A 17537-nucleotide genomic window follows, 5' to 3' on the forward strand; every position below is an offset into this window, starting at 1 on the left:
ATGCCGCGCGCCTTCAAGCTCATGCGGGCCATTGTCGGGCCGGACGGTGACGATGCAACGGCAAGGCACCTCCTCGAAGAGGCACTGCTGACCGAAGTCGATCCGCTCCTCCATGCCGCCTTTTCGCTCAATATCGATATCGGCACCGCGCTCGAGCGGGGCGCGGTGGCTTGCGGGCTCACCTATTTCGATGTCATTCCCGCCGGCAGCAGTTCGGCCGGGCCCTTGCGGATCGAGCGCCTTGCCGATGTGCATTTCGTGCGGGCGACGACGATGGGCGAGGAGGTCGCCTATGCCGCGCCCGACTTCAATGGGCTCATGCGATTGGGCGCGCTCTACGATACCGACCCGGCGCTGACCCGGCGGCTCTGCATCGTGCCGGGCGCGGCCCTGCGCCAATATCTCGCCGCCGAGGCGGCGCCCGACCTGCTTGTTGCGGCGCGGCAGGGGCTGGTGCGGCATTGGCCCACTGCCACGGCCAGCCTCGAACTGACCCTTGGCGTGCGCCTTGCTTTCGGCACGCTGGTTTTGGTTCTCGTCGCGACGCTGCTGGCTCTGCCCTATCTCGCGCCCGCCTGGGCCATGCCTGCCTGGGCCACGGTGATGCTGCTGCCGGCGCTCATTCGCCTCGCCTCCATCTTCATGCCCAATCGCCTTACCGCGCCCGAAGCGCGCGTCGAACCGCAGGACCTGCCGCTCTATTCGGTGCTCGTGCCGCTGCGCGACGAGGCCGACATGGTCGACCAGCTCTGCCGCGGCCTCATGGCGCTCGATTATCCCGCCCATCGGCTCGACATCATTTTCGTCGTCGAGCAGCGCTCGCCCCGGACGGTGGACGCGGTGCGCCGGCACCTGGGTGATGCGCGTTTTTCGCTGGTGGAAGTGCCCCATGCCCTGCCGCTGACCAAGCCCAAGGCGCTCGATTTCGCCTTGCCCTTCTGCCGCGGCGAATTCGTCGTCGTTTTCGACGCCGAGGACCGCCCCGAACCGGGCCAGCTTCGCCAGGTGGTCAACCAGTTCCGCCGGGCGCCGCACCTCCATTGCATCCAGGCGCGGCTGGTGATTGCCAATGGGCATAAAGGGGCGCTGCCGGCTCTCTTCGCCGGTGAATACGCCGCGCTTTTTTCGGTCTTTCTCCCGGCCTTAGGGCGCTGGGACATGGTGATGCCGCTGGGCGGCACCTCTAATCATTTCCGCCTTGCCAGTCTTCGCGCGACCGGCGGTTGGGACGCCTATAATGTCACCGAGGATGCCGATCTCGGGGTTCGGCTGGCGCGGCGGGGCCTCAGTTGCGGCACCAGCAGTTCCGCGACTTTTGAGGATGCGCCGGAAAATCTGCGTGTCTGGATGGGACAAAGGCGGCGCTGGATGAAGGGCTGGATGCAGACCGTGCTCGTCCATAACCGTCATCCCGGCCAGTTGGTTCGTGAACTGGGCTGGTGGCGGTTCCTGGTGTTCGAGATCGTGGTTTTCGGCATGATCCTGTCACCGCTTCTGCATACCGGCTTCATGCTCAGCTGCCTCTTTGCCCTCGTCACCGGTCATGTCGAGCTGCTGCGGCTCGATCTGTGGACGGCGAGCTGCCTCTCGGTCTTTGCCTTCGGCTATGGCATCGCCTTTGCCATCCACATCCTTGGGCTCGTCCGCACCGGTCAGACACAGCTCTTGTCATTCCAGGCCTTGCTACCGGTCTATTGGATCGCCGTGGCCTGGGCGACCTTGCGAGCTCTCGTTGATTTAACCCTAAATCCCTTTGACTGGATCAAGACGGCCCATCGCCCCGTTTCTGACACCAGCGGGCGGCAGGTTGCCGCCGAATAGCGGCTCGGGCACACTGCCCGGTGCGGCAGGAGGGTGAGAATATGCGGCGCATGCTGGCTAGTGTCGGTGGAGTGGGGCTGGCGGTGATGCTGAGCCAGTTCCCCGAATATGCGCAGCAATATACCCAGCGCCTCGGCGGCGCCGTGGACGAATTGCGCATCGTTACCGCCGATTTCGACCATGCCGCCGAAGAGGCAGGACTGGATCGGGAAGGGGCGCTTGATCGCTACCAGGCGTCCAGCGACACCTTCCTTGCCGATCGCGGCGAGAGCATGGAGCGCACCTTTGTGCGCTACGACCAGTTGAGCCAAACGCTGCAGAAGATCCAGGGCGCCGATCCCATCGAGCGCTTCAGGAACCTGCCGGCCTTCCTCGATACCGATATCGGCCGCAGGACGCTCGAAAACTACCAGCCGGCCGTGCCCGTTACCATGGAAGGGCTCTTTTATGCCGCCGCCGGCTTCGGCGTCGGCTATCTTCTCCTTTCCGCCCTCATCCGCTTCTGCGCCCTGCCATTTCGGCGGCGGCGGGTCTATTACCGTTCATAAGACATAAACATACCTTTATATCCTCGGTTGAATACGACCCTCGGCTTGCGTATAGGAAGATCAACCAAAATCCTTCCGGAGACCGAACATGACCAGTCCAGCCACCGATTACGCGGTCAGGGACATTTCGCTGGCCGATTTCGGCCGCAAGGAAATCCAGATCGCCGAGATCGAAATGCCGGGTCTGATGGCGATCCGCGAGGAATACGCCGCCGCCCAGCCGCTCAAGGGCGCCCGCATTGCCGGCTCGCTGCACATGACCATCCAGACCGCCGTGCTCATTGAGACACTGGTCGCCCTCGGCGCCGAAGTGCGCTGGGTCTCGTGCAATATTTTTTCGACCCAGGATCATGCCGCTGCCGCCATCGCCGCCGCCGGCATTCCGGTTTTCGCCCACAAGGGTGAAACGCTCGAAGAATACTGGGACTTTACCGACCGCATGATGGACTGGGGCAATGGCCTCACCCCCAACATGATCCTCGACGACGGTGGCGATGCCACCATGTACATCCTCAACGGCGCCAAGGCCGAGAAGGACATTGCCGTCCTCGCCAAGCCCGGCAATGAGGAAGAGGAAATTTTCTTCGCGACGATCAAGCGTCGCCTCGAAAAGACCCCCGGCTTCTTCGGGAAGATCAAGGACGCCATCCGCGGCGTTTCGGAAGAAACCACCACGGGCGTGATGCGCCTCTACCAGCTCCACGCCAAGGGCGAGTTGCCGTTCCCGGCCATCAACGTCAATGACTCCGTCACCAAGTCGAAATTCGATAACAAGTACGGCACCCGTGAATCGCTCGTCGACGCCATCCGTCGCGGCACCGACGTGATGCTGGCCGGCAAGGTCGCCATCGTCTGCGGCTATGGCGATGTGGGCAAGGGTTCGGCTGAATCGCTGCGTGGCGCCGGCGCCCGCGTGCTCGTCACCGAAGTCGACCCGATCTGTGCTCTCCAGGCCGCCATGGAAGGCTTTGAAGTTGTCACCCTCGAGGAAGCTGCGCACCGCGCGGACATCGTCGTCACCGCCACGGGCAACCGTGACGTGCTGATGGTCGACGACATGCGCAACCTCAAGGACATGGCCATCGTCTGCAATATCGGCCACTTCGACAACGAAATCGACGTGCTGGGTCTGCGCAACTTCAAGTGGACCAACGTCAAGCCGCAGGTTGATCTCATCGAACAGCCCAATGGCAAGCGCCTGATCCTCTTGTCCGAAGGGCGTCTCGTGAACCTCGGCAATGCCACGGGTCACCCGAGCTTTGTCATGTCCGCCTCGTTCTCGAACCAGACCCTGGCCCAGATCGAACTCTGGACCAATGGCGAAAAGCTCGAAAAGAAGGTGCACGTTCTGCCCAAGCATCTCGACGAAAAGGTCGCCGAACTGCATCTGGCCAAGCTCGGCGCCAAGCTGACCAAGCTCTCCAAGGTTCAGGCCGACTATATCGGGGTCAGCGAGAACGGCCCGTTCAAGTCGAACGAGTATCGCTACTAAGCCCCTGACACCCATCGAAAAGCCCGCATTTTCGGGCTTTTTATGGGAAATTTACCTTAATCGTGCAGCTTGCCCCCGATATTTCAGTGTCGGGGGCGACATGCGCAGTTTTCTTTCCAATCCACTTTCCGCCATGCGATCGAGCATCGCGGCCAAGGTGCTGATCGCAACGATCGGCATCGTTCTCGTCACCATGGCGAGTTTTGCCTTCTATCAGGACTGGCGCGACAGCCGCCGGCTCGAAGGGGATATCGAAGCCGATCTGCGCAGCGTCGCCTCCTCGACCGCCCGCTCGGTCGGCAACTGGTTCGGCGGCCGTACCCTCTTGATCGAGGCCGCCATGCAGTCGGTAGCCAAGCTGCCGGTCGGCGAAAATGTCTCGGAAACTTTTAACCGCGACACCTATATCAACAATTTCATCTCGACCTATTTCGGTCACGCCGCCACCGGCCAATTCGACACCTTTCCGGCGAACGAACTGCCCGAAGGCTACGATCCGCGCGTGCGCCCCTGGTATCAGGACGCTGTCGCGGCGGGTGGCACTGTGCTCACCGAGCCCTATGCCGACGCCTCTTCGGGCGATCTGATCGTGTCTCTTGCCACGCCCGTTTCGGTCAATGGCCAGGTGACCGGCGTCGTCGCCTCCGACTTCTCCATCGCCGCCATCGTCGCCATGCTGGCCGAAGTTGATCTCGGCGGCAAAGGTGAGCTTTTCCTCGCCAGCGCCAATGGCACCATCCTCGTCCATGCCAATCCCGAACTCGTGGGCAAGACCCTTGCCGATGCCTTTGACGGCACGGCGCCGGCGCTCTCGGCCGAGCCAGTGGTTGCCAGCGCTGCCGGCGCCGAGGTTCTCGTCAGCTTCGCGCCCATTCCGGGCCTTCCGGGCGTTGAATGGTATGTCGGCATCGATCGTGACAAGGCTGCCGCCTTTGCGCCGCTGACCGAGGCCCGCACAATTCTCTTCGGCGTCACCGTCCTCGTTACCCTACTGTCGGTTCTGGTCATCTGGCTGGTGCTGCGCTCGCTGGTTTCCCAACCGATCGCCCGGCTCACCAGCGTCATGGGCAAGGTGGCCGATGGCCAGTTCGATACCGAAGTGCTGGGTGCCGAACGCCAGGACGAAATCGGTGCCATGGCCCGCGCGGTGGAAGTGTTCCGCGAAAATGGCCTCAAGGTCGCCCAGATGACCGAAGCGGAAGCGGCCCGCATCATCCGCGATTCCGAGGCCCGGCAGCAGATGATGGTGGAATTGCAGCGCGCCTTTGGCGACGTGGTCGACGCCGCCGTCGATGGCAATTTCTCCCAGCGCGTGCCGGCCCAGTTCCCGGACGCCGAGCTCAACGATCTCGCCAATTCCGTCAACCGCCTCGTCGACAGCGTCGATCACGGCCTGACCGAGACCGCTTCGGTGCTTTCGGCCCTGGCCAATACCGACCTGACCCGCCGCATGAATGGCCAGCATCATGGCGCCTTCGCCAAATTGAAGACCGACATCAATGCCGTGGCGGACAAACTGACCGATATCGTGGGTCAGTTGCGCGGCACGTCGGGCACGCTCAAGACTGCCACCGGCGAAATCCTCTCCGGGGCCAACGACCTCTCCGAGCGCACCACGCGCCAGGCCGCGACCATCGAAGAAACCTCTGCCTCGATGGAGCAACTGGCCCAGACCGTTACTGAAAACGCCAAGAAGGCGGCCGATGCCAGCCAGAAGGCGGGCATGGTCTCGCGCTCGGCCGAGGATGGTACAGTGGTGATGGGCGAGGCCAATGACGCCATGGAGCGCATCACCCAGTCCTCGGCCAAGATTTCCAACATCATCGGCATGATCGACGATATTGCCTTCCAGACCAACCTGCTCGCCCTCAACGCTTCGGTGGAAGCCGCGCGGGCTGGCGAGGCGGGCAAGGGTTTTGCCGTGGTCGCCGTGGAAGTGCGGCGCCTCGCGCAATCGGCGGCCAATGCGTCCTCGGAAGTGAAGGCCCTGATCGAACAGAGCGCGCAGGAAGTCGGCACCGGTTCCAAACTCGTGGCCGATGCCGCGGGCAAGCTCACGGCAATGATGGAAGCGGTGCGTGCCAATACCGCGCTCCTCGACGACATCGCCCGCGCTAGCCGCGAGCAGGCTTCGGCTATTGACGAGGTCAATACCGCTGTCCGCCAGATGGACGAGATGACCCAGCACAATGCGGCGCTGGTGGAAGAGATCAACGCCGCCATCGAGCAGACCGAGAACCAGGCCGGCGAGCTCGACCGCATCGTCGACGTGTTCCAGATCGAAGAGGGCAGGGTGGCCCGGGCACAGGCGGCCGCACCACGCCAGCCGGCAAAGCCGGTAGCGCGGGTCAAGGCCGCGGCCTCGGCCTATCTCAGCCAGGGCAATGCCGCCCTCAAGGATGACTGGTCCGAGTTCTGAGAACTTTGGGCATGACGGAAGGGGGCCGCACGCGGCCCTTTTTCTTTGGCGGAAAATAACTTCCGCTTGGGGACATCTTTTACGCCCGCTTAATCACAACCACGCATTTTTACTGGTGTAGGAACCACCGAACTGCCGTTGCGAATGCCGTCAGCTTAGGGTGCATTGAATAGGGGACCCCAAGTGTTGGGTTGGGTTACGGGTAGTTTGTCGCGTCGGCTTTATTTCCTGCTGGCAATTTTCGCTGTCGGCATGATGGGGGTCGTTTCCTATCAGCTTTACAACCAGCGCATGAACCTCGAAGAGTTCAAGCGCACGGAATTGCAGAGCGTGGTGCAGACCGCGGTCTCGACCGTGCAGAGCTTTTATGATCGCGCCCAGGCCGGCGAGTTCACCGAAGACCAGGCCAAATCCCTGGCGCTCGAAACGCTGCGTGCCCTGCGCTATCAGGGCAACGAATATTTCTTTGTCGATACCTATGACCTCGTGATGCTGATGCATCCGACCAAGCCCGAAAAGCAGGGCTCGGATCGTTCCATCGAAAAGGACGGCCGCGGGGCCCTCTACATCAAGGAAATGGTGGAGAACGTCAAAGCCCATGGCTCGGCGTTCCAGACCTATCTCTTCAAGAAGCCCGAAGGCGGCGAAGCCGACAAGGTGTCTTATGCGCAGGGTTTCGAGCCCTGGGGCTGGAGCATTGCGTCGGGCATTCTGTTCAACCAGGTGGATGCGATCTTCTGGCAGTCGGTACTCGAAGGCGGCGGCATCACGCTTGCCATCATCGTGGCCATCCTGGTGGTCGGCGTCTTCGTCGCCCGTTCGATTGCAAAGCCCATGGTCGAATTGAACAAGTCCATGGTGCAGGTCGCTGACGGCGCCTATGAGACTGTCATCGACGGCATGACCCGCAAGGACGAAATCGGCGCCATGGCGCGCGCCGTCGAAGTCTTCCGCGAAAATGGCCTGAAAGTTGCCGAGATGACCGAAGCGGAGGCCGCGCGTATCATTCGTGACCAGGAAGCCCGTCAGGAGATGATGGTGGAACTGCAGCGCTCGTTCGGCGACGTGGTCAATTCCGCGGTCGAGGGCGATTTCTCTCAGCGCGTGCCGGCACAGTTCCCGGACGCAGAGCTCAACGATCTCGCCAATTCGGTCAATCGCCTCGTCGACAGCGTCGATCACGGCCTCACGGAAACCGGCTCCGTGCTCTCCGCGCTCGCCAATACCGATCTTACCCATCGCATGGTGGGCGAGCATCGCGGCGCCTTCGCCAAATTGAAGACCGACATCAATGCCGTCGCCGACAAACTGACCGATATCGTCGGCCAGTTGCGCGGCACCTCGGGCACGCTCAAAACCGCGACTGGTGAAATTCTTTCCGGCGCCAACGACCTCTCCGAGCGCACCACGCGCCAGGCTGCAACCATCGAAGAGACTTCGGCCTCGATGGAACAACTGGCTCAGACCGTCACCGAAAACGCCAAAAAGGCGGCCGATGCCAGCCAGAAGGCGGGTCTGGTCACGCGTTCCGCCGAAGAAGGCGGCGCGGTGATGGAAGAGGCCAATTCGGCCATGGAGCGGATCACCCAGTCTTCGTCGAAGATCTCCAACATCATTGGCATGATCGACGACATCGCCTTCCAGACCAATCTCCTGGCACTCAACGCCTCGGTGGAAGCAGCGCGTGCCGGTGAAGCTGGTAAGGGCTTTGCGGTGGTCGCCGTCGAAGTGCGGCGCCTTGCGCAATCGGCCGCCAACGCTTCCTCGGAAGTGAAGGCCCTGATCGAGCAGAGCGCGCAGGAAGTCGGCACCGGCTCGAAACTCGTGGCCGATGCCGCGGGCAAGCTGACCGCCATGATGGATGCGTTGCGCGCCAATACGACGCTGCTCGATGACATTGCCCGCGCCAGCCGCGAACAGGCTTCGGCCATTGACGAGGTCAATACCGCCGTCCGCCAGATGGATGAGATGACCCAGCACAATGCCGCGCTGGTGGAAGAGGTGAATGCTGCCATCGAGCAGACCGAGAACCAGGCGAGCGAACTCGACCGTATCGTCGATGTCTTTGCGCTCGACGCCCGTCCCGGCACTGCCGCCCGGCCTGCGCCGACCAAGGCTCAGCCCAAGGTAAAGGCCGCTGCTGCCGCCTACCTCACCCAAGGCAGTGCGGCCCTCAAGGAAGACTGGTCGGAGTTCTGATCCGAACCAGGATATGGTTTGCAAAGGGGCCTCTGGGCCCCTTTCGCTTTTGGGCGGTAGCGGAATTTTTACCGTGTTCGTGCCTTATTGGACGCCAGAGACGTGGATGGACGGCCATAGCTCGAAAAGTGCGGGGGCACATCGGTTTGGGCAAGACGCGGAGAAACCGCGTCCCGGTTCTGCATGCCTTTATCCCCGCGCCCCAAGCGTCACGGATAACGACACACCAGAAGGTGTGAGAAGGCATAGGAATGTTTAAACTCAACATCGCGGGCCGCATCTATCTGCTGGTCGGCCTCGCTGTGGTGTCGCTGGCCGTCATGGGCTGGATGAACATGCAGCAGATCAATGCGACGCGTGACCAGCTGCGCGCAGCCGAACTCCAATCCATTACCGACTCCGCCGTCTCCGTCGTCGATGGCTTCTACAAGCGCGCCCAGGCCGGCGAGCTGACCGAAGAAGCCGCCAAGGCCGAGGCGCTGAGCGCCCTGCAGAGCCTGCGCTATCGCGGCAACGAATACATGTTCATCAACGGCCTCGACGCGATCATGCTCATGCATGGCGTCAAGCCCGAAATGGTCGGCATGGACCAGTCGGAAATGGCCGATCCCACGGGCAAGAAATTCGTCGCGGAGATGATCGAGATCGCCAAGAAGAGCGGTTCGGGCTTCATCGAATACCAGTGGGCCCGCACGCCCGACACGCCGCCGGTCGACAAGCGCACCTATGTCAAATTGTTCGAGCCCTGGGGTTGGGTCGTCGGCACCGGCGTCTATATCGACGACCTGCGCGCTGCCGCCCAGCATAGCCTGATCGAAACCGGGCTGATCGCTCTTATCGTCGCCCTCGTCGTTTCCGGCGTCGCCTTCCTCATCTCCCGCACCATCACCACGCCGATCGCCCGTCTCACCGATGTCATGGACAAGGTGGCCGATGGCCAGTTCGATACCGAGGTGGTCGGCGCCAATCGCAGCGACGAAATCGGTGCCATGGCGCGCGCCGTGGAAGTCTTCCGTGAAAATGGCCTCAAGGTCGCGGAAATGACCGAGGCGGAAGCTGCCCGTATCATTCGCGATAGCGAAGAGCGGCAGAAGATGATGGTCGAGCTGCAGCGCGCCTTTGGCGATGTGGTGGATTCGGCCATCGACGGCGATTTTTCCAAGCGCGTGCCGGCGACCTTCCCCGATGCCGAGCTCAATGGTCTCGCCAAGTCGGTCAACAACCTCGTCGACAGCGTCGATCGCGGCCTCGATGAAACCGGCACCGTGCTTTCGGCCCTCGCCAATACCGACCTGACCCGTCGCATGGAAGGCCAGCATCGCGGCGCCTTTGCAAAGCTCCAGTCCGACGTCAACGAAGTGGCCGACAAGCTGACGTCCATCGTCGGCCAGTTGCGCGGCACTTCGGGCACGCTGAAATCGGCAACGAGCGAAATCCTCTCCGGCGCCAATGATCTCTCCGAGCGCACCACGCGCCAGGCAGCGACCATCGAGGAAACCTCCGCCACCATGGAGCAACTTGCCCAGACCGTGACGGAAAACGCCAAGAAGGCGGCTGACGCCAGCCAGAAGGCCAATGCCGTGTCGCTGGTGGCCGAAGATGGCGGCCGCGTCATGAGCGAAGCCAATCAGGCCATGGAGCGGATCACCCAGTCCTCGGCCAAGATTTCCAATATCATCGGCATGATCGACGACATCGCCTTCCAGACCAACCTGCTCGCTCTCAACGCTTCGGTGGAAGCGGCGCGTGCCGGTGAAGCCGGCAAGGGCTTTGCCGTGGTCGCCGTGGAAGTTCGTCGCCTCGCCCAGTCGGCCGCGACCGCTTCCTCGGATGTGAAACTGCTTATCGAGCAGAGCGCCCAGGAAGTCGGCACCGGTTCGAAGCTCGTAGCCAGCGCCGCCGACAAGCTTTCGGCCATGCTCGAAGCGGTGCGCGCCAATAGTGCGCTCCTCGACGATATCGCCAGCGCCAGCCGCGAACAGGCGTCGTCCATCGATGAGGTCAACACCGCCGTCCGCCAGATGGACGAAATGACCCAGCACAATGCGGCGCTGGTGGAAGAGGTGAATGCGGCCATCGAGCAGACCGAGGCCCAGGCAACCGAGCTCGACCATATCGTCGATGTCTTCGCCATCGACTCCGCGCGTGCAGCCCGCGCCGCCGTCGCGGCCAAACCGACCCCGTCCACCCGCCCCAACGGCATCAAGGCGCTTCAGGGCAAGGTCAAGCAGGCGGCTTCAGCCTATCTCAGCCATGGCAATGCCGCGGTGAAATCAGACGATTGGTCCGAATTCTGATTTTTGGACCCTGGTCGATCACATTACTCCCCGGCCCATGGCTGGGGAGTTTTCGTTTGGGCGCATTGGTGGCAGAATCCCTGATCGCCTATCGGTAGCAGAAAGGTGACCTGTCTAGCCCGAACCGGTCCGAATGGTTAACAAATCGTTTCTAGTTCGTTCTCGGTCAAGCGCTTCCTTCGCGCTTTGCCCGCAAAGCACAGCCATAAGGACTCTTTTTCCCGATTCTCCACCTCGGTATGGTGAGGCGATTCGGTTGTCGGGGGACACGTAACCGGCTCGGGGGCACCTGGAATCCTCGTTTGAGGGTTTCCGCGTTTGGGCGCCTGTCTCATGTGCACGCGTACCGGCTCTGCCGGACTTGCAGCGAAACATAAGAAGCGAGGGCTATATATGGCGCCGGATCTATTCCGGAAGCATTGGAGATTCGCACTTCTAGCGTCTGCTCCTCTCACTCTGATGACGGCTGTCCCGGCCTTCGCTCAGGGCGCTTCCACGACAAATCTGGGCGGCATCGTGCCGGTCGCGGTGGTGCTTGGCGCGGGCGGCTTCGCCCTTGTCGCCGTCTCCGCGCTGCGCAAGCTTTCCCGCGATGGGCGCAAGGCCCAACGGCAGTCTCAGGAGCAGATCGCCGATCTCCGCGCCCTGGTCGACGATTATGAAAATCTCATCGGCGGCAGCCGCGAACTGACCGTCATCTGGCCCGAACAGCCCGGCACGCCGCCGCGCCTTCTCGGCCAGGCCGCCGCGGTCCTGCCGCCTGGGCGCCAGCCGCAAAGTGTGCTCAATTTCGATACTTGGCTTTCCGGCAGCGAAGCCGACAATCTGGCGCAACTTGTCGAACAACTCCGCGTCGAGGGGCGGCCCTTCAATGCGAGCGTCAAGGCGCTCGATGGCCGGCTCATCCGCGCGACCGGCTGGCTTGCGGGGGGTGGTGCGGCCCTGCGCCTGCGTCCCGCCTTTGCGCAGCCGGGGACGGATGCCCCGCCTACCAATGCCGAGGATCGTGAAAGCCTATTGGCGCTGCTCGATCTGCTCAACCAGCCGGCATTCCTCCGCGACACGAGTGGTCGTCTGGTCTTTGCCAACCAGCCCTATCTCGATCTCTGCCGGGCCCTCGGCAAACCGGTCAGCGCCGAAACGCCGGCCGAACTGCTCGATGCCAAGCAGTTGCAGGCCCATCTGGCGCAATGCCGCGGCCATGAAGAACCGGTGCGCCAGCGCGTATCGCTGGGCAAGGGTCGCGATTTCGAACTGGTCGATGTGCCGGTTGCCGAAGGCCGCGCTGGCTATCTCGAACCCCTCGTCGTCAGCGACGACAAGGCGGGTGAACCAAGCTTTGCCCATATCGCCGGGATCATCGACGCGCTGGCGACCCCGATCGCCATTTTCAATGCGCGGCGCGAACTGATCCAGTTCAATCCAGCCTATGCCGCCCTCTGGAATCTCGACCGCAAATTCCTTACCCCCGGCCTCGACGAGCGCGCCATTCTCGACAAGCTGCGCACCGAGGGCATGCTGCCCAATCAGGTCGACTACCACACCTGGCGCGCCAAACATCTCGAGAGCTATGGCCGCAAGGCCCCATTCGAAGCCGAGCCCTGGCACCTGCCCGATGGCCGCACTATCAAAGTCATTTCTGCTCCGGCCGGAACACATGGTGGCGTGATCTATGTCTTCGAAGACCTGACCGAGCGTCTGGAACTGGAATCGGCCAACAAGGCCATGACCAATGTGCAGCGCGAAACCATCAATTCGCTTTCCGAAGCCGTGGCCGTGTTCGGCACCAATGGCCGGCTGACGCTCAGTAATCCGCGCCTCTCCGCGCTCTGGAAGCTGCCGATGAACGCGCTCGGTGCCAATCCCCATATCGATCAGATCGCCGATGCCTCGGGCCAGGTCCTGCCCGATGGCGCCAAAATCTGGTCCGACCTCAAGCGCAATATCATCGACCTCAACCCCACTCGTACCGACAAGGCCGGGCGTATCGAGCGCACCGATGGGCGTTTGCTCGATTATGCGACCACCCGTCTGCCCGACGGGCAGACCATGATGACCTTCCTCGATGTGACCGAAAGCGCGAGCTATTCAAAGGTCCTCAAGGAACGCAACGATGCGCTGGTCACCGCCGACCGCCTCAAGGACGCTTTCGTCGAGAACGTCTCCTATGAATTGCGCAGCCCGCTGACCAATATCATCGGCTTTGCCGACCTGCTCGCCGGCACCGAGGGCGACAGTCTCAACGAGCGGCAAAAAGCTTACATCGAATATATCCGCGCTTCTTCGGTGACCTTGGGCGTGCTGATCGACAATATCCTGGACCTCGCCTCGGTCGATGCCGGCATTGCCGAGCTCAATCCCGAACCGCTCGACGTTTCGGTGCTGATCGACAAAGCGCGGGCCGGTCTTTCGGCGAGCTTCCCCGAAGTTTCGGGCAATACCACCAATCTCGTGGTCGAGGTCGAGCCGAACCTGCCCGAATTCATCGCCGACGGCACGCGCATCGTGCAGGTGCTTTACAATCTCCTCTCCAATGCCGCGCGCTTCTCCCCGCCCGGCGGAGAAATCCGGCTTTCGGTCACCCATCGTGCCGACCGCATCCTTTTCATCATCGACGATGAAGGCCCGGGCCTCACCGACGAGTTGCGCTCCGCCATTTTGACGCGTCTCGATACGCCGAGCGCCGGTGGACGTCTTCGCGGTGCCGGTCTTGGCCTTTCCATCGTGCGCACCTTCGTCAATCTCCATGGCGGCACGATTTCGGCCCAGCAGCGCGAACCGCGCGGCAGCCGCATCGTCGTCAATCTGCCGCGTGACAGCGCGCTTGCCGGCGTCGCCGAGTAAATGGAGCGCTTCCTTGCCGATGACGCGGCGACCCTCGCCTTTGGGCAGGAACTGGCAGATATGCTGCGGCCCGGCGATATCGTCAGCCTCGAAGGCGAACTCGGCGCCGGAAAGTCGGCTTTGGCGCGCGCTACTATCCGCGCGCTCGCGGGCGATCCCGAGCTCGAAGTCCCTTCGCCCACCTTTGCCCTGGTGCAACCCTATGAGACGCCCCGCGGCCCGGTGCTGCATGCCGATCTCTACCGGCTTGGCGATGCGGCCGAAGCCGACGAACTCGGGCTTCTCGATAATGCCGGTGCTTTCGTGCTCGTCGAATGGGCCGAACGCGCAGCCCATGTGGCCGATGCCGCCAACATCGTGATCGCCCTCGCCATTCCGCCCGGCGGGTCCGGGCGAAATCTGGTCCTCGTCCGCCGCTAGCGGTCTTCCGCGGGCCTTTGCCGCTTTCGGATGAAAACGCACGTCGCGACGAACGGCCCAGCCGCCCGCCAAGACCTTGAAAGATCGGCGCTTCCTTTTGGCGGCCGCCCAGTGGTTTCAACAGTCACCGAACTGACATGTCACCGTCACGCGGACGTTAATCGCGGCCAATAGATCGGGCTCGCACGCCGCTTTCCTTTCAAATGGGGAGTCCGGAATGCGCGCTTGAACTTTCGGTTTGTCGAAACGGCTTCGGTTTTCGCCCGAAAGCACCAGGCGCTTCACTTTTCAAGAAGTCTGGCAGGAGCCGGACGGCCACGCGCCGATCCGGTCCGACGGGAGACAAGACATGAAGAACCTGAACGGCGTTGCCGGGCTTGCTGCCCTTTCGCTGATGCTTTCCACCTCGGCCGCCTTTGCGCAGACCGAAGTCACCTGGTGGCACGCCATGGGCGGCGAGCTGGGCACCAAGCTCGAAGAAATCGCCGCCAACTTCAATGCCAGCCAGTCCGACTATGTCGTGACGCCGGTCTACAAGGGCACCTATGCCGAAACGCTGACCTCGGCCATTGCCGCCTTCCGCGCCAATGAACAGCCGGCCATCGTGCAGGTCTTCGAAGTCGGCACCGGCACCATGATGGCCGCCAAGGGCGCCGTCTATCCGGTTTACCAGCTCATGGCCGACCAGGGCGAACCCTGGGACCCGTCGGGTTTCCTGGCTCCCGTGACCGGCTATTATTCGGATCCGGAAGGCAACATTCTCTCGCTGCCCTTCAATTCCTCGACCCCGATCCTTTATTACAACAAGTCCGTGTTCGAGAAAGCCGGCCTTGATCCGGAAGTCGCGCCCAAGACCTGGGCCGATGTCGAAGCCTTCTCCAAACAGATCGTTGAATCGGGCGCCGCCACCTGCGGTTTCACCACCGGCTGGGTGACCTGGATCCAGACCGAAAACCTCTCGGCCATCCACGATCAGCCCTTCGGCACCAAGGAAAACGGCTTTGCCGGTTTCGACACCGAATTCACCTTCAACGGTGAAGTCCAGGCCCGTCACTGGAACAATCTCAAGGCCTGGTCCGATGCCGGCCTCTTCAAATATGGCGGTCCGGAAGGCGGTGCCGATGCCGGCCCGCTCTTCTACACCCAGGAATGCGCCATGGTGATGAACTCGTCGGCCTCGCGCGCTGGCGTCATCAACAATGCCAAGGACTTTGAAGTCGGCTTTGCCCCGCTGCCCTATTATGACGACGTGATCGCCGAGCCCAAGAACTCGATCATCGGCGGCGCCACCCTCTGGGTCCTCAACGGCAAGTCGACCGAAGAATATGCGGGCGCCGCAAAGTTCTTCACCTATCTCAGCCAGCCTGAAGTCCAGGCCGCCTGGCACCAGTTCACCGGCTATCTGCCGATCACCAATGCCGCCTATGAACTGGGCCAGAGCCAGGACTACTATGCCCAGAACCCGGGTTCTGATGTTGCCATCAACCAGATCACCCGTGGTACCCCGACGGCCAATTCCAAGGGCGTTCGCTTCGGCAACTTCACCCAGGTCCGCAACGTCGTCGACGAAGAATTCCAGGCGCTGCTCTCGGGCAGCAAGACCGCCCAGGAAGCCCTCGACAGCGCCGTTAGCCGCGGCAACCAGCTCCTGCGCGATTTTGAAGCGTCCAACGCTCAGTAAATCCTGATCTCTGGGCAGGCCGGATCGTTCCGGCCTGCCCTTTCGTCTTTTTGCTTTTCTGGAAGCGGGGCCATTCGTGGAAACGAAGCGCACAACCTTTCCCAGCAAGACGCTGCCCTATGCGCTTGTCATGCCGCAGCTATTGATCACGCTGGTGTTTTTCATCTGGCCGACCTGGCAGGCGGTGCAGTCGTCGTTCCTGCGCGAAGATCCCTTCGGACTCGCCAGCACCTTTGTCGGCCTCTTGCACTATCAGCGTCTCTTCCAGGACCCGCTCTATCTCGATGCCATCGGCCGCACGGCGCTTTTCGCCGTCGCCGTCACCGTGCTTTCCATGGGCATGGGCCTCCTGCTCGCCGTCGCGGTCAGCCGCCTGGTGCGCAGCGCCAATGCCTATTCGACGCTTCTGCTCTGGCCCTATGCTGTGGCGCCGGTCGTTGCTGGCATTCTGTGGTGGTTCATGTTCAATTCGAGCTCGGGCATCCTGCCCTATATGCTGAGCTTTTTCGGGGTCGACTGGAACCACAAGCTCAATGGCACCCAGGCCATGATCCTGGTCATCGTCGCGGCGAGCTGGAAACAGGTCTCCTACAATTTCCTGTTCTTTCTTGCTGGCCTGCAATCGGTGCCGCAGTCGCTGACCGAAGCCGCCGCCATCGACGGGGCAGGGCCGGTGAAACGCTTCTTCACCATCGTCCTGCCGCTCCTCTCCCCGACGACGTTTTTCCTCTTCATCGTCAACGTCAACTACACGATGTTCGACACCTTCGGCACCATCGATGCCACGACGCAAGGCGGCCCGAACCAGGCGACCAATATCCTCGTCTACAAGGTCTATGCCGACGGCTTTATCGGCCTCAATCTCGGCTCCTCCTCGGCCCAGTCGGTCGTCCTCATGCTCTTCGTCATCGGCCTGACCTTCCTCCAGTTCCGCTATGTCGAGCGGCGCGTGCAGTACTGAGGACAAGGACAAATGGTAGAAAACCGACCCTTTCTTGCTTTCCTCACCCATCTGGTGCTGATCGCTGGCGTCGCCGTCATCGTCTTCCCCGTCTATATCGCCGTGGTGGCGGCAACCCATGATGCGACCGCCATGTCGAGCGGCATGATGCCCCTCTGGCCTGGCGCGCATTTGTGGGACAATCTCATGCTCACGCTGACCCACCAGACGCCCGGCCTGCCGCCCTTCTGGGTCATGGCCTGGAACTCGCTCTGGATGGCGGTGATCATCACGGCGGGCAAGATCGCCATTTCGATCCTTTCCGCCTTCGCCATCGTCTATTTCAAGTTCCCGTTCCGGAACCTCGCGTTCTGGCTGATCTTCATCACCCTCATGCTGCCCGTGGAAGTGCGCATCATTCCCACCTATTCGGTGGTGGCGAATCTGGGGATGCTCAATTCCTATCTCGGGCTCACCGTGCCGCTCATCGCCTCGGCGACCGCGACCTTCCTCTTCCGCCAGTTCTTCATGACCATTCCCGATGAACTGATGGAAGCCGCCCGCGTCGATGGCGCCGGACCGATGAAGTTCTTCCGCGATATCTTGCTGCCGCTCTCGCGTACCAACATCGCCGCGCTCTGCGTCATCCTCTTCATCTTCGGCTGGATGCAGTATCTCTGGCCCATGCTGGTGACCACCGACCGCAACTATTACACGCTCATGATGGGCGTGAAGCGCATGGCCGCCGTTGCCGATGCCGACCCGCAATGGAACCTCATCATGGCTTCCGTGGTGCTGGCCATGCTCCCCCCGATCCTCATCGTCATCTTCATGCAGCGCCTGTTCGTCAAAGGCCTCGTGGAAACCGAGAAATAA

Annotated in this window: 11 protein-coding genes; all 11 read left to right on the top strand. The window is 62.0% G+C overall.

Features of this window, described 5'->3' with window-relative positions; all coding sequences use genetic code 11:
• The 11 genes from J7557_RS16090 to ugpE all read left to right on the top strand — a co-directional run bounded on the left by J7557_RS16090 (position 1) and on the right by ugpE (position 17537).
• Positions 1-1821, top strand: coding sequence for a glycosyltransferase family 2 protein (locus J7557_RS16090; RefSeq protein ID WP_291421057.1), 1821 nt, complete (start codon positions 1-3; stop codon positions 1819-1821).
• A 41-nt stretch (positions 1822-1862) separates the two neighbouring features.
• Complete coding sequence (locus J7557_RS16095) at positions 1863-2369, top strand: DUF2937 family protein (RefSeq protein WP_291421058.1); 507 nt, start codon at positions 1863-1865, stop codon at positions 2367-2369.
• An 88-nt stretch (positions 2370-2457) separates the two neighbouring features.
• Positions 2458-3861: an adenosylhomocysteinase gene (gene ahcY, locus J7557_RS16100; protein WP_291421059.1), complete on the top strand. Its 1404-nt coding sequence runs from the start codon at positions 2458-2460 to the stop codon at positions 3859-3861.
• Between the two features lie 100 nt (positions 3862-3961).
• Complete coding sequence (locus tag J7557_RS16105) at positions 3962-6280, top strand: methyl-accepting chemotaxis protein (RefSeq protein WP_291421060.1); 2319 nt, start codon at positions 3962-3964, stop codon at positions 6278-6280.
• A gap of 207 nt (positions 6281-6487) precedes the next feature.
• A complete protein-coding gene (locus tag J7557_RS16110; protein WP_291421061.1) occupies positions 6488-8479 on the top strand; it encodes a methyl-accepting chemotaxis protein in 1992 nt (663 codons plus the stop codon).
• 251 nt (positions 8480-8730) lie between these two features.
• Positions 8731-10776: a methyl-accepting chemotaxis protein gene (locus J7557_RS16115; RefSeq protein ID WP_291421062.1), complete on the top strand. Its 2046-nt coding sequence runs from the start codon at positions 8731-8733 to the stop codon at positions 10774-10776.
• A gap of 459 nt (positions 10777-11235) precedes the next feature.
• Complete coding sequence (locus J7557_RS16120) at positions 11236-13620, top strand: PAS-domain containing protein (protein WP_291421063.1); 2385 nt, start codon at positions 11236-11238, stop codon at positions 13618-13620.
• Complete coding sequence (gene tsaE, locus J7557_RS16125; RefSeq protein WP_367272909.1) at positions 13621-14040, top strand: tRNA (adenosine(37)-N6)-threonylcarbamoyltransferase complex ATPase subunit type 1 TsaE; 420 nt, start codon at positions 13621-13623, stop codon at positions 14038-14040.
• A 349-nt stretch (positions 14041-14389) separates the two neighbouring features.
• Complete coding sequence (gene ugpB / locus J7557_RS16130) at positions 14390-15721, top strand: sn-glycerol-3-phosphate ABC transporter substrate-binding protein UgpB (protein ID WP_291421064.1); 1332 nt, start codon at positions 14390-14392, stop codon at positions 15719-15721.
• A 76-nt stretch (positions 15722-15797) separates the two neighbouring features.
• A complete protein-coding gene (gene ugpA, locus J7557_RS16135; protein WP_291421065.1) occupies positions 15798-16682 on the top strand; it encodes a sn-glycerol-3-phosphate ABC transporter permease UgpA in 885 nt (294 codons plus the stop codon).
• A 12-nt stretch (positions 16683-16694) separates the two neighbouring features.
• Positions 16695-17537: a sn-glycerol-3-phosphate ABC transporter permease UgpE gene (ugpE, locus tag J7557_RS16140; RefSeq protein WP_291421066.1), complete on the top strand. Its 843-nt coding sequence runs from the start codon at positions 16695-16697 to the stop codon at positions 17535-17537.

The organism is Devosia sp. (genome assembly GCF_017744655.1).
Classification (GTDB): domain Bacteria; phylum Pseudomonadota; class Alphaproteobacteria; order Rhizobiales; family Devosiaceae; genus Devosia.

Coding starts and splice junctions, on each gene's coding strand:
- J7557_RS16090 (WP_291421057.1), top strand. CDS start 1: ATGCCGCGCGCCTTCAAGCTCATGCGGGCCATTGTCGGGCCGGACGGT.
- J7557_RS16095 (WP_291421058.1), top strand. CDS start 1,863: ATGCGGCGCATGCTGGCTAGTGTCGGTGGAGTGGGGCTGGCGGTGATG.
- ahcY (WP_291421059.1), top strand. CDS start 2,458: ATGACCAGTCCAGCCACCGATTACGCGGTCAGGGACATTTCGCTGGCC.
- J7557_RS16105 (WP_291421060.1), top strand. CDS start 3,962: ATGCGCAGTTTTCTTTCCAATCCACTTTCCGCCATGCGATCGAGCATC.
- J7557_RS16115 (WP_291421062.1), top strand. CDS start 8,731: ATGTTTAAACTCAACATCGCGGGCCGCATCTATCTGCTGGTCGGCCTC.
- J7557_RS16120 (WP_291421063.1), top strand. CDS start 11,236: ATGACGGCTGTCCCGGCCTTCGCTCAGGGCGCTTCCACGACAAATCTG.
- tsaE (WP_367272909.1), top strand. CDS start 13,621: ATGGAGCGCTTCCTTGCCGATGACGCGGCGACCCTCGCCTTTGGGCAG.
- ugpB (WP_291421064.1), top strand. CDS start 14,390: ATGAAGAACCTGAACGGCGTTGCCGGGCTTGCTGCCCTTTCGCTGATG.
- ugpE (WP_291421066.1), top strand. CDS start 16,695: ATGGTAGAAAACCGACCCTTTCTTGCTTTCCTCACCCATCTGGTGCTG.